Below are 13,650 nucleotides of genomic sequence, written 5' to 3' on the forward strand. Positions count from 1 at the left end.
GAAAAAGAAAAAAATATGAAGAAAGAAGTAAAAATCGGATTAGCTGGAATCGGCGCATTGTTGATTCTCTTTTTCGGCATCAACTACCTGAAAGGAATCAGTATGTTCAAACCGGAAAGCTACTATTATGTGGATTTTACCGATGTAAACGGACTGGCTCTGTCGAGCCCGGTATTCGCCAATGGTTTCAAGATAGGTATTGTACGCGACCTGCAATACAACTACCAGAAGCCGGGCCATGTGGTGGTAGGAATTGAAGTAGATCAGGACATGCGTATCCCGACCGGAAGTAAGGCGGAACTGGTGACTGAAATGTTAGGAACTGTCAAGATGAACATGCTGCTCAAACATGGAGCTGCCACTTACATGAATCCCGGCGACACCATCGAAGGTACAGCCAACACGGGCATCCTGGGCAAAGCGGAACAGGAACTGCTGCCGAAAGTGGAGCAGATGATGCCGAAACTGGATTCCATCTTGGGCTCCCTAAACCAGCTGTTAGCAGATCCGGCTTTGAAAAACACGTTGCATAATGCAGAAAAGCTGACGGCTTCACTCAATGCCACCAGCACGCAACTGCACAGCCTGATGAGCCGCGACATTCCGCAACTGACCAGCAACGTGACTACCATCACGGAAAACCTGAAAGGAATCAGCGAGAACCTGAAAGGGGTGGACTATGCAGCTACCTTCCAAAAGGTGGACTCTACTTTGCAGAACGTACACATGCTGACCGAAAAGCTGAGCAGCAAGAATAATTCCATCGGACTCCTGTTAAACGACGATGCGCTGTATCAGAACCTGAATGCCACCTCAGCCAATGCAGCTTCTCTCCTGAAAGACTTGCAGGAACACCCGAAACGGTACGTACACTTCTCTCTGTTTGGGAAAAAAGATAAATAAGGAAATCTCATTCCTATCGGCAAGGCAGGAAATCATCGGTTCCAAAGGTGATTTCCTGCCTTCTTATGAAGAAAACCACGACAATCCTTTGGCAAAGAAGCATCAGCCTCACTATATAGAAACAATCTAAATAGAAAGGAATACCCAAAGAAGAAAAGTAAAGAATCTCAAATACATGATTTTCAAAGACAAACCATATCAAACGAAGGGGAATCACGCCAAAAAGGAGAGACACTAACCAATTGATAAGCAAGACATTATAGATTCACAAGTCATTTCTCTTTAACAAGGAATTTAACAAACCTGTAACATCTTATTTATCAACAACTTAATTTATCAAAATAAAAAGCAAGCAAAAAGGCATTTGTTTTTCTGAAATTTCATTACGAAATTTGCAAACGTAGAAGTTTCGCTTTATTAATAACAACGCACGTATGATTGAACATAACCAAGCCGTTGCATTGTGGAACCGGTGTCTGGCATTCATCAAAGACAACGTAAATGCTACGGCTTTTAAAACATGGTTTGAGCCTATCGTACCTTTAAAATATGAGGATACAGAAAAGGCATTGACAATCGGCGTCCCAAGTCCTTTCTTCTATGAATATCTGGAAGAAAAGTACGTGGGATTGCTGCGCGCCGCCATCTATAAAGAAATAGGTGAAGGCACGGAGTTGATGTACTCTATCCTGACCGATAAGACCAACCATATCACAGTCAATATAGAAGGCACAAAACGCTCTTCCGCATTGCCGGAACAGGCTCCTGTGTACAACGGAAACAAGGCACCGAATCCTTTGCAGGCTCCGGCTCCACAGGATTTGGATCCTCATCTGAACCCGAACTATAACTTTGAGAACTTCATTAAAGGAAACAGCAATGAATTCTCTAGGACAGTGGCAGAGACCGTTGCCCAGAACCCGGCACGTACCTTCAACCCCTTGTTTATCTATGGCCCCTCGGGAGTGGGAAAAACCCATCTGATTAACGCCATCGGTACAAGAATCAAGGAATTGTATCCGGAAAAACGAGTACTGTATGTATCCGCTCATCTTTTCCAGGTGCAATACACCGACTCTGTGCGAACCAATCACTTCAATGATTTCATTAGCTTCTACCAGACAATCGACGTGCTGATCATTGATGATATACAGGAATTTGCAGGGGTTACCAAAACGCAAAACACGTTCTTCCATATCTTCAACCACCTTCACCAGAACGGAAAGCAACTGATTCTGACTTCAGACCGTGCGCCCGTCATGCTGCAGGGAATGGAAGACCGTCTGCTCACCCGTTTCAAATGGGGCTTGGTGGCCGAACTGGAGAAACCGGATATCGAACTCCGGAAGAACATCCTGCGCAACAAAATCAAGCGTGACGGACTGGTCATCCCGGAATCGGTTATCAGCTACATTGCAGAGAGCGTGAATGAGAGCGTGCGTGAACTGGAAGGTATCGTCAATTCACTGTTGGCCCAGTCCATCTTGTTCAAACGGGAAATCGATCTTGACTTGGCACAACACATCGTGAGAAAGGCAGTGAAATGCGCCGAGAGCAAACCGATGACCGTAAGCGACATCATCACGAAAGTGTGCGAACATTACAAAATTGATGAAACAGCCATCCACACCAAGACCCGCAAGCGGGAAGTGGTACAGGTGAGACAGGTAGCCATGTATCTGGCGAAGAAACATACCGATACCTCTTCTTCCAAGATTGGCCAGCTGATAGGCAACAAAGACCACGCCACGGTGTTGCATGCCTGCAAGATTGTAAAAGACCAGGTAGATGTAGACAAAGCATTTAAGGCAGAAATCGAAGAAATAGAAACCAGTCTTCGAATGAGATAAAAAAAGAGGTGACTTGAAATTCAAGCCACCTCTTTTTTTACCCATCCTGATACCCTCAATCATCAAATCCTTGCCGTTTCAATACTTTTTTCAAGCCTTCCGACATATATTCATTATCTGATTTCTTGTAACGGATATCCGTGAAAATCTGGGCCAGCGTCTCGGTGTGATTGATTTCCACAAAATGCTTGTTTTCAGGCAAGCTTTCCTTATACGCATAAATATCGTCTATCTCTGCTGGAGTATAGTCATGATACTGTTCCTCATGGATGATGCCCCGAATAGGTAAACGGTCGGGTTGTGCGGGACATTCATCGGGATAGCCTACCGTAATGGTAGCCACCGGAACCACCAGTTTCGGAAGCTTCAGCAAATCGATAATCTGATCAGGATTATAAATGGTAGTTCCCAGATAACAGATACCCAATCCTTTCTCTTCAGCCAGCGTACAGAAGTTCTGTGTCACCAGCAAGGCATCGGTCGCCGCATTCAGGAAAGAAATGAAATTATTATAGCCTGGTTCTGCCTTCCGCTGTTCACACCACTTGCTGAACCGGTTAAAATCGGCACAGAAAGTCAGCACAACCGGAGCCGAAGTAACCATCGGCTGGTTAAAATGAGCAGGAGCCAAGCGCTCCTTCATTTTCGCATCCCTCGTTACAACCACACTATACAACTGCATATTTCCCATGGTGGAGGCCCGAAACGCTTCCTCCAGCAATTCATTCAGCAATTCGGCAGGCACATCTTCCTGCGTATATTTGCGAATGGTCCGTCTGTTCTTTATTGATTCCATATTATATCGGCTTTATATATATGTACAAAGATAATGAAAGCTGAGTGCAGAGGCAAATAGAAAACACAGTTTTCTAATTTGACTTTGCCGAGGCGCATCCTATCTTCTTTAAAGATAGTGAAAGCTGAGTGCAGAGGCCTGGAAACCGACAAAAATCCCTGTACTTTTCCGAATGATAAAAAACAACCATAACTTCACCAAGTTTTCTAAAATGGAAAACTTTTCAACAAGACAAAATCCATATATATTTAATTATCAATAAAATAAAGAATAAAAACAGAAAACCACTCACCTTGTTAATAACTTCTTCTCTTTTTATTTTGTGAATTAAAAAAACATCTTTAGCTTTGCAAACGTTTGTTGGAAATAAAACGAGCTTCTACATATTACACTGACTTTTATTGAAAACAAATCATATACAAATAACCGTGGAAAAGAAAACGTACAGCTACGATGAAGCGTTCAATGCTTCGTTGGAGTATTTCAATGGAGACGAACTGGCGGCCCGCGTTTGGGTAAACAAATACGCCGTGAAGGACTCTTTTGGAAACATCTATGAAAAATCTCCAGTGGATATGCATTGGCGAATCGCCAATGAGGTGGCCCGTATCGAGGCAAAATATCCGAATGCACTCAGTTCTCAGGAACTTTTTGATTTGATGGACCATTTCAAGTACATCATACCGCAAGGTAGTCCGATGACTGGAATTGGAAACAACTATCAGATTGCCTCACTGTCCAACTGCTTTGTGATTGGACTTGACGGAAATGCCGACTCTTACGGAGCCATTATCCGTATCGACGAAGAACAGGTACAACTGATGAAACGCCGTGGAGGTGTGGGACACGACTTGTCGCACATCCGCCCGAAAGGTTCTCCTGTGAAGAACTCTGCCCTGACCTCTACCGGACTCGTTCCGTTCATGGAGCGCTATTCTAACTCAACCCGTGAGGTGGCTCAAGACGGACGCCGCGGAGCACTGATGCTGACCGTGTCCATTAAGCATCCGGATTCAGAAGCATTCATCGACGCCAAGATGACGGAAGGCAAAGTGACGGGAGCCAACGTATCTGTCAAACTGGACGATGCCTTCCTGCAGGCTGCTGTAGAAGGAAAGCCTTATATACAGCAGTACCCGATTGATTCACCCAACCCGATGGTTTCCAAAGAAATCGATGCTTCTACCTTGTGGAAGAAGATTGTACACAATGCTTGGAAATCGGCAGAACCGGGCGTATTGTTCTGGGATACCATTATCCGTGAGTCTGTGCCCGACTGCTATGCCGATTTAGGTTTCCGTACGGTTTCTACCAATCCATGCGGTGAAATTCCATTGTGTCCGTACGACTCCTGCCGTCTGCTGGCCATCAACCTGTATTCATACGTAGTCAATCCGTTTACTCCGGAAGCTTACTTCGACTTCGACCTGTTCAAGAAACATGTGGCACTGGCACAGCGCATCATGGACGACATCATCGACCTGGAGCTGGAAAAGATTGAACGCATCTTTGAAAAGATTGATTCTGACCCGGAAAGCATGGAAGTAAAAGGCACCGAACGTCACCTGTGGGAAAAGATTTACCACAAGTCAGGTTTGGGACGCCGTACCGGTGTAGGTATCACTGCAGAAGGCGATATGCTGGCTGCCATGGGATTGCGCTACGGCACAGAAGAAGCTACCGATTTCTCTGAAAAAGTACATAAGACCATCGCGCTCGAAGCCTACCGCTCCTCTGTGAACATGGCCAAGGAACGTGGCGCTTTCGAAATCTACGATGCAGAACGTGAAAAGAACAACCCGTTCATCAACCGTCTGAAAGAGGCTGACCCTGAATTGTACAAAGAAATGAAGAAGTATGGCCGACGCAACATCGCCTGCCTGACTATCGCACCGACCGGTACCACCAGCTTGATGACACAGACAACTTCTGGTATCGAACCGGTATTCATGCCGGTGTACAAACGCCGCCGGAAAGTCAATCCGAATGACACCAACGTACATGTAGATTTTGTGGATGAAACAGGAGACGCTTTCGAAGAATACATCGTATTCCACCACAAGTTCCTGACTTGGATGAAGGTAAACGGTTACGATCCAGACAAGCGTTACACGCAGGAAGAAATTGACGAACTGGTGGCCAAATCACCTTATTACAAAGCAACTTCCAACGATGTAGACTGGCTGATGAAAGTGAAGATGCAGGGCCGTATCCAGAAATGGGTAGACCACTCTATCAGTGTTACCATCAACCTGCCGAATAACGTAAGCGAAGACCTCGTCAACCAGCTTTACGTAGAAGCATGGCGTTCTGGTTGCAAAGGCTGTACTGTATACCGTGACGGTTCTCGTGCCGGCGTACTGCTCTCTACCAAGAAGAAAGACAAGAAAGAAGAGGAAGAATGCCGCTGCAAACCGCCCCAGGTAGTGGAAGTCCGCCCGAAAGTGCTGGAAGCCGATGTGGTACGTTTCCAAAACAACAAGGAAAAATGGGTGGCTTTTGTCGGCCTGCTCGACGGAAGACCTTACGAAATCTTTACTGGTCTGCAGGATGACGAAGAAGGCATCGTACTGCCGAAGTCAGTCACTTCCGGACGTATCATCAAGAGCTACGACGAAGACGGAACCAAGCACTACGACTTCCAGTTTGAAAACAAGCGCGGTTACAAGATGACCATCGAAGGACTTTCTGAAAAGTTCAACAAGGAATACTGGAACTACGCCAAGCTGATTTCAGGAGTGCTCCGCTGGAGAATGCCGATTGAACAGGTCATCAAGCTGGTAAGCTCCCTGCAGCTGGATAGCGAAAGCATCAACACCTGGAAGAACGGTGTGGAAAGAGCCTTGAAGAAATACGTACAAGACGGAACAGAAGCCAAAGGCGTGAAATGTCCGAACTGCGGTCATGAAACGCTGGTATATCAGGAAGGCTGTCTGATCTGTAAGACCTGTGGTTCTTCACGCTGCGGATAAACTCTTACATACGAGTGACTTTACTCATTTATTTTCAGGCATGAATCAGGCAGAAGGCTGTACCGCAGCCACGCCTAATTCATGCCTCTCTTCTATCTACTTCCCTATGAAACAATCTGACATGTACATTTGCCTGAACGGGCTGAAACTATATGCGTTCCACGGCGTGCTGCCACAGGAAAACAAGATCGGTGCCGAGTACACTCTCAACCTGCGGTTGAAAACAGACTTCAGCCGCGCGTCGCAGACCGACGACCTGCAATACACCCTCAACTATGCCGAGGTATTTCAGGCCGTAAAAGAAGAAATGCAGCAGCCTTCCCAGCTGTTGGAACACGTCATCCAACGCATTGCCGAACGGCTGTTCCGCGACTTTCCTACCCTCACGGAAGTCAAGATTGCCCTGTTCAAACAAAACCCTCCCATGGGAGCAGACTGCGAGAAAACCGGAGTGGAATCAACTTATACCAAAAACTAACGCGATATGAAAAAACTTGTGATTTTTGATTTGGACGGAACTTTACTAAACACCATTGCCGACCTGGCCGCAGCCACCAATTATGCCCTGACCCAGTTCGGCTATCCTACCCACTCGACGGACGCCTACCGTTTCTTTGTGGGCAACGGCATCAACAAACTTTTTGAACGGGCACTTCCTGAAGCAGACCGAACTCCGGAAAACGTCCTGCGTATCCGGTCGAAGTTCGTACCTTACTACAACGTACACAATGCAGATTTAAGCCGCCCTTATCCCGGCATTGAAGACCTGCTCAATCTGTTGCAACAACATCACATCCAGATAGCAGTCGCATCCAACAAATACCAGGAAGCCACCGCCAAGCTCATCGGGCAATATTTTCCGGCCATCCGTTTCACTGCAGTTTTCGGGCAGCGGGAAAACGTACCGACCAAACCTGACCCACAAGTCGTAAACGAGATTATCCAGCTGGCAGGAGTCAGCAAGGAAGAAGTAGTGTATATCGGCGACTCCGGAGTCGACATGCAGACGGGCCTCAACGCAGGCGTCACCACCATCGGCGTATGCTGGGGATTCCGCCCCAAGAGTGAACTGCAGGAATTCCACCCAGACCTGCTGGCGGAAAAGCCGGAAGACATCAGTCGTTTCCTGCAACTATAACAGATTTCCAGACGGCGAGCATCTTCACAAGGAGCGCGCCATACACCCTAAAAAAAAACGCCTTTGCGTTCTTCCCCAAACGCCCTTACGTTTTACTTCAAACGCAAGTACATTTCAGGTAAAACGCAAAGGCGTTTTATATTAAACGCAAGGACGTTTCAGTCCAAACGCTTCGTCGTTTTCCGAGAAGAGAAAATTCACGACTTTGAGAGCCGTTTCAGTGCCAGATGATGTCCTGCCTGGGCAGCTTTCTTATACCAGAACATGGCCAGATGCAGGTCGGGAGCACCAGTCCAACCTTCTTCGTATCCTTGTCCAATCCGATAAAAGGCATAAGGGTCGGACGAATGGCGATAAGCCTCGAAAGCCCGCGGCAACGAAACCGGCAACTGACCGCATCCCTTACGGTACAAATCGCCCAGATTGACCGAAGCATAGGTCATATCGCCCTGCCGTACTGCTTCCTTGAACCAGAATTCAGCTTCATAGCCATCGGAATTTACGCCGACTCCTTCCTGATACAAGGTACCGATGTCGTTCAGCACCACTCCATCCACGCGAGTTCCTTCCCGGTATTCCTTTCCCAGTTCCAGCAACATGTCCACATCTTCCTGCGAAAAGCTTTCCCAGGCCTCCGTGCCGTCTGACTGCCAGGACTTGACACGGCCGATTGACACATGCTGAGGTACATCCACCTCCACATCCATGGCATACGCCAGGCTGTCGGCCATGAACTCCTCGCGGGTAGCCTCCGAAAGCCAGCCCTTTCGCAACAGATACTGAATATAGCCATAAATACGCGAAGTGGAAGAATGAAGGTTCACCCCATATTGCTTCAACTGCTCCAACGAGACATAACAAATCCCTTCTTTCGGCAGTTCCAGATAGCAACGGGGGATGACCGAGAGCACCACCTTCAGGGAAGCAATTTCCTCCCCGATACAATCTTCTATCCACTGCGTTCCCAGACGTTCGTACACAGAATAAGACATTCCATCCTCTCCCGATACCAGTTTCGGGCTATGTCCGTTCAGATACAACCCCAATGTATCAATCAGATAAGGAAAGAACTTGTAATCATCATAAGAAGCCAATCCGTCCATAGCCACCAACACCCGTCCCTTCTCGTCATCTGAAATGGCAAATGAAGTGGTAGAATATTCCGGACGATGAAAATAATACAGATTTTTTCCCTGATACGTGCCCTGAAGTGTCACCTTGATCGGCACCTCCAATTTGCGGATGAGTTCCTTCATACGAAAAGAACCCGACGCGTTCAGTTGAAAAGAAATTCGCATAGTCAGCCTTTCTGTTAAAAAAATTCCTTCGTTCTTATCTCGCCACTGCCGATGCACAGGCGAGCATCCTTGTCATAAATCACCCCGAACTGTCCAGGGGCTATCCCCTGTATCGGCTCCCTGCTGGACACCTGCAATCCGTTATCCGAGAAACGGATTATTCCAGTCTGAAAGGTATCCGTGTGGCGTATCTTGAAACAAATTTCAGTTTCCGGTTCTTTCCAAGGATTCAATGTAATGAAATGGAAGTCCTTCAGGTAAAAGGAATAGCCAAACTGCTTTTCTGTATCATAACCATGCGACACATAGATAATGTTTTCTTCTACGTTCTTGCCTACCACGAACCATGGTCCACCTCCAAGGCCCAGCCCCTTTCGCTGGCCGATGGTATGGAACCAGTATCCGCGATGCTGCCCGATGATTTTCCCGGTCTCCAGTTCTACGACCGGTCCCGGCCGTTCGCCCAGAAAACGACGGATGAAATCACTGTAGTTTATCTTTCCCAGGAAACAGATACCCTGACTGTCCTTCCGTCTGGCGCTGGGCAAAGAAGCTTCGAGGGCCAATGCCCGTACTTCTTCTTTCCGCAAGTCACCCAACGGGAACATCAGCCGGGACACCTGCAGATAATCAATCTGTGCCAGGAAGTCCGTCTGGTCCTTCACCGGGTCTTTGGCTGTTGCCAGCCACGTATGTCCATCTTCCACAAGTGTAGAAGCATAATGTCCTGTAGCTATCTTATCATAGTCATGTCCGGCCTTTTGGTCAAAACAACCGAACTTGATCAGTTTATTGCACATCACATCCGGATTGGGAGTGAGTCCACGTCGTACCTTGTCTATCGTGTAGGCCACTACATTCTCCCAATATTCCTTCTGCAAATCGACGATATGAAACGGCAGTCCATACTTACGGGCAGTGGCAGAAGCCAGTTCTATATCCTCTTCTGCCGTACACGTCAGTTCCTCATCCGTATCCATCCCAATCTTTATGTAAAACAAGTCAGGTTTGTATCCTTGCTCACACAACAGATGTACCGCTACCGCGCTGTCCACTCCTCCCGAAATCAATGCTGCTATTTTCATGTCTGTTCTTTTTTGGCGGCAAATATACCACTCACCATCCAAATGCCCAATACCCTTTTCAAGGTATATCTCACTTCAAAGCCTGGAACTGTTCAATGAGAGACGTAATGTTTGCCGTAAACAAACGGGCCGAAATAGCCAGCAAGATGATGCCGAAAAATTTACGAATCACATAGATTCCACCTTTTCCCAGCATCCGTTCGATGCGGTCGGTCAGTTTCAACACAATATAGACCCATACCATATTCAATATCAGCGCCAGTACAATGTTAATTGGCGCATATTCCGCCCGCAACGACAGCAGAGTGGTAAATGCACCCGCACCTGCCAGCAAAGGGAACACCAGAGGCACCAGCGTGGCCTCTTTGATAGGGCCTGTATTCTTGAAAATCTCGATATCCAGAATCATTTCCAGCGACATCAAAAAGATGACAAACGCACCTGCCACCGCAAACGAAGCGATGTCTACCTGAAACAAGCGCAGCATCATATCGCCGGCATAGAAAAATCCCAATAGAAGGACAAAAGCGATAAGGGTAGCCTTCGGCGCATTCACCGGCCTTCCTTTTTGCTTCAAATCCAATATAATAGGGATAGAACCAATAATGTCAATCACGGCAAAAAGAACGATGAAGGCGCTCAAAAACTGTTGAAAATTAAATCCAATCATTGTTATATTCCAATTACTTTTGCAAAGTTATCATTTTTTCATACACTTGCAAGAATCCACAAACATTATCAGACCGTAAGAAAGGATAAAAAAGATAAAACCTATCAGAAAGGAACTGCTACAGTACAGAAATATACTTAACTTTGTATGTTAAAAGATAACTTAATAAAGTTAACGAGAGATGGAATTGACAATGTACGATAAGCTTTTACAGCTCCCTCTGTTTCAAGGAATGTCGAAATTCGACTTCACCGACATTCTGGAAAAAGTAAAAATTCACTTCAATAAATATGAACCTGGAAGCTGCGTGGTAAAACAGGATAGTCCGTGCGACCAACTTATTTTCGTCCTCGACGGAGATGTACAGATAGAATCCAACGACCCGTCCCACAAATATACCTTGTGGGAAAATTTTAAAAGTCCGAACGTCATTGAGCCCTACTCCCTGTTTGGTATGCGTACGTATTACACGGCCTCCTATACGGCACTGACTGAAGTCAACACGCTTCACATTGAGAAATCTTATATCCTCAACGAGTTGTGCCGCTACGAAGTGTTCAACCTGAACTACCTGAACATGCTGAGCAACCGGGGACAAGTAATCTATAACAAGCTGTGGAATGCCCATATCGGGAAGACACGCGATAAAATCATCAACTTCCTTTTGCTGCGCTGCATGACACCCTACGGCCCCAAGAAACTGTCTATCCGTATGGAAGACCTGGCCCGGCTCATCGACGACACGCGCATCAACGTATCAAACGTGCTGAACGACTTGCAGAAACAGGGCCTCATCCAACTGGGACGACGCACGTTCAGCATTCCTGAACTGAGAGATGTGGTTCAACTTTTGAACCAAAAAGAATAAATCTAACTTTTTACTGAAAACTTATGAACAATCCATTTTTACAACCCTATCATACGCTGCATCACACCACTCCCTTCCCGCAAATACGGATAGAAGATTATGAACCGGCCATCCGGGAAGGCATGCGACAGGAAGACGAAGAGATTCAGCAAATCACCGGCAATCCGGAACAACCGACCTTCCAGAACACGATTCTGGCACTGGAACACGCCGGAAAGACGCTCGACCGGGTAACTACCGTGTTGTTCAACCTGCTGAGTGCGGAGACCTGTGACGAACTGGAGGCCGTGGCCGAAAAGATGACGCCTGAACTTTCGGCACACGCTAACAACATCAGCCTCAACGAAGCTTTGTTTGCTCGCGTAAAAGCAGTGTACGACCAAAGAGAAAACCTTTCACTGACCCCGGAAGAACGCCAGCTGCTGGAAAAATCGTACGACGGATTCGTCCGTAACGGAGCGAATCTTTCGGAAGAAGACAAGGCTACCTTCCGCAAACTGAGCATGGAACTGAGCAGCCTGACCCTGAAGTTCTCACAGAACCATCTGAAAGAAACAAACAGTTTCGAACTGGTGCTGACACAGGAAGACGACCTGGCCGGACTGCCGGAAAGTGCTGTGGAAGCTGCTGCCCATACCGCTCACGAAAAAGGGAAAGACGGATGCTGGATCATCACCTTGCAGGCTCCCAGCTACGTGCCTTTCATGAAATACAGCGACAGAAGAGACCTGCGTAAACAGCTGTACATGGCCTACAACACCCAGTGCTGTCACGACAACGAATTCAACAACCTCGACATCGTAAAACGGTTGGTCAACCTGCGCATGGAACTGGCCCAGCTGTTGGGTTTCTCCAATTATGCGGAATATGTACTGAAAAAACGTATGGCCGAAAACAGCGAACATGTCTACAAACTGTTGAACGATTTGCTGGATGCCTATACACCAGTGGCCCAAAAGGAAGTAGAAGAAATCCGCACGCTGGCCCGCGAACTGGAAGGAAACGACTTTGAACTGATGCCATGGGATTTCTCCTATTATGCCGAGAAACTGAAAAACCGGAAATTCAGTCTGGACGAAGAAGCCCTCCGCCCCTATTTTGAACTGAGCCGCGTAAAAGCCGGCGTATTCGGACTGGCCACCCGCCTCTACGGCATCACCTTCAAGGAAAATAAAGAAATACCAGTCTACCATCCCGATGTACAAGCCTACGAAGTGTTCGACCGCGACGGAAGCTTCCTGGCCGTGCTCTATACCGACTTCCATCCGCGAGAAGGCAAGCGTTCGGGTGCCTGGATGACCAGCTACAAGGAACAATGGATAGACGACGACGGCACCAACAGTCGCCCGCACGTCTCCGTGACCATGAATTTCACCAAGCCCACGAAAGACAAGCCGGCCTTGCTGACTTTCTCGGAAGTCAACACCTTCCTGCACGAATTCGGCCATGCCTTGCACGGTATGTTTGCCAATACGCGCTTCCAAAGCATGAGCGGCACGAACGTATATTGGGATTTTGTGGAACTTCCGTCACAAATCATGGAAAACTTTGCCATAGAAAAAGAATTTTTAAATACATTCGCATGTCACTACCAGACAGGAGAGCCCATTCCGGCAGAACTGGTCCAGCGCATTGTAGACGCCTCGAACTTCAACGTGGCCTACGCTTGCTTGCGCCAAGTCAGCTTCGGACTGCTCGACATGGCCTGGTATACCCGCCAGACTCCGTTTGAAGGAGATGTGAAAGCATACGAAAAAGCGTCCTGGCAACGCACCCAACTGCTGCCACAGCTGGACGACACTTGCATGAGCGTACAGTTCGGTCACATCATGTCGGGAGGTTACTCTGCCGGATACTACAGCTACAAATGGGCGGAAGTGCTGGATGCCGATGCGTTTTCCGTATTCAAGGAAAAAGGCATCTTCAATCCGGAAACGGCACGCTCCTTCCGCGAAAATATTCTGTCGAAAGGGGGTACCGAACACCCGATGACGCTCTACAAGCGTTTCCGCGGACAGGAACCGACCATCGACGCATTGTTAAAAAGAAATGGAATAAAATGAACATACA

Annotated in this window: 12 protein-coding genes; 8 read left to right on the forward strand and 4 right to left on the reverse strand. The window is 47.3% G+C overall.

The features are described 5' to 3' along the window. The first annotated feature begins 15 nt into the window (after window positions 1–15). The 3 genes from H6A28_RS00735 (at window position 16) to dnaA (ending at window position 2,753) form a co-directional block, all read left to right on the forward strand. On the forward strand, window positions 16–903 hold the full coding sequence (locus H6A28_RS00735) for an MlaD family protein (protein WP_204475123.1): 888 nt from the start codon (window positions 16–18) through the stop codon (window positions 901–903). Beyond that, the gene (locus tag H6A28_RS00740; protein WP_204478571.1) at window positions 884–1,033 is read left to right on the forward strand and encodes a hypothetical protein; all 150 of its coding nucleotides are present in this window, start codon (window positions 884–886) and stop codon (window positions 1,031–1,033) included. The genes H6A28_RS00735 and H6A28_RS00740 overlap by 20 nt, the downstream gene beginning before the upstream one ends. A gap of 304 nt (window positions 1,034–1,337) precedes the next feature. Next, the gene (gene dnaA / locus H6A28_RS00745; protein WP_204475121.1) at window positions 1,338–2,753 is read left to right on the forward strand and encodes a chromosomal replication initiator protein DnaA; all 1,416 of its coding nucleotides are present in this window, start codon (window positions 1,338–1,340) and stop codon (window positions 2,751–2,753) included. A 55-nt stretch (window positions 2,754–2,808) separates the two neighbouring features. Here dnaA and H6A28_RS00750 read toward each other — a convergent pair whose 3' ends face one another. Then, on the reverse strand, window positions 2,809–3,549 hold the full coding sequence (locus tag H6A28_RS00750) for an NADPH-dependent oxidoreductase (protein WP_204475120.1): 741 nt from the start codon (window positions 3,547–3,549) through the stop codon (window positions 2,809–2,811). A 428-nt stretch (window positions 3,550–3,977) separates the two neighbouring features. Here H6A28_RS00750 and H6A28_RS00755 point away from each other — a divergent pair, with 428 nt between their 5' ends. The 3 genes from H6A28_RS00755 to H6A28_RS00765 all read left to right on the forward strand — a co-directional run bounded on the left by H6A28_RS00755 (window position 3,978) and on the right by H6A28_RS00765 (window position 7,659). Continuing rightward, window positions 3,978–6,521: an adenosylcobalamin-dependent ribonucleoside-diphosphate reductase gene (locus H6A28_RS00755; RefSeq protein ID WP_204478572.1), complete on the forward strand. Its 2,544-nt coding sequence runs from the start codon at window positions 3,978–3,980 to the stop codon at window positions 6,519–6,521. A 106-nt stretch (window positions 6,522–6,627) separates the two neighbouring features. Beyond that, a complete protein-coding gene (folB, locus tag H6A28_RS00760) occupies window positions 6,628–6,999 on the forward strand; it encodes a dihydroneopterin aldolase (RefSeq protein ID WP_204478573.1) in 372 nt (123 codons plus the stop codon). 6 nt (window positions 7,000–7,005) lie between these two features. Continuing rightward, window positions 7,006–7,659, forward strand: coding sequence for an HAD family hydrolase (locus tag H6A28_RS00765; protein ID WP_204475116.1), 654 nt, complete (start codon window positions 7,006–7,008; stop codon window positions 7,657–7,659). 197 nt (window positions 7,660–7,856) lie between these two features. On the opposite strand, the gene H6A28_RS00770 is transcribed toward H6A28_RS00765, so the two are convergent. The 3 genes from H6A28_RS00770 to H6A28_RS00780 all read right to left on the reverse strand — a co-directional run bounded on the left by H6A28_RS00770 (window position 7,857) and on the right by H6A28_RS00780 (window position 10,712). Further along, the gene (locus tag H6A28_RS00770; protein ID WP_204478574.1) at window positions 7,857–8,957 is read right to left on the reverse strand and encodes a tetratricopeptide repeat protein; all 1,101 of its coding nucleotides are present in this window, start codon (window positions 8,955–8,957) and stop codon (window positions 7,857–7,859) included. 14 nt (window positions 8,958–8,971) lie between these two features. Further along, window positions 8,972–10,042: a tRNA 2-thiouridine(34) synthase MnmA gene (gene mnmA, locus H6A28_RS00775; protein WP_204475112.1), complete on the reverse strand. Its 1,071-nt coding sequence runs from the start codon at window positions 10,040–10,042 to the stop codon at window positions 8,972–8,974. A 70-nt stretch (window positions 10,043–10,112) separates the two neighbouring features. After that, the gene (locus tag H6A28_RS00780; protein WP_204475110.1) at window positions 10,113–10,712 is read right to left on the reverse strand and encodes a MarC family protein; all 600 of its coding nucleotides are present in this window, start codon (window positions 10,710–10,712) and stop codon (window positions 10,113–10,115) included. Window positions 10,713–10,893: 181 nt separating this feature from the next. On the opposite strand from H6A28_RS00780, the gene H6A28_RS00785 reads away from it, so the two are divergent. Together H6A28_RS00785 and H6A28_RS00790 are read left to right on the forward strand one after the other, a co-directional pair. Beyond that, window positions 10,894–11,580, forward strand: a complete 687-nt coding sequence (locus tag H6A28_RS00785) for a Crp/Fnr family transcriptional regulator (RefSeq protein ID WP_204478575.1) — start codon at window positions 10,894–10,896, stop codon at window positions 11,578–11,580. Window positions 11,581–11,603: 23 nt separating this feature from the next. After that, entirely contained in the window at window positions 11,604–13,643 is a 2,040-nt protein-coding gene (locus tag H6A28_RS00790; RefSeq protein ID WP_204478576.1) for a M3 family metallopeptidase, read from the forward strand. Window positions 13,644–13,650: the final 7 nt, after the last annotated feature.

Origin of the sequence: Bacteroides mediterraneensis (assembly GCF_016900355.1) — a bacterium.
Classification (GTDB): domain Bacteria; phylum Bacteroidota; class Bacteroidia; order Bacteroidales; family Bacteroidaceae; genus Phocaeicola.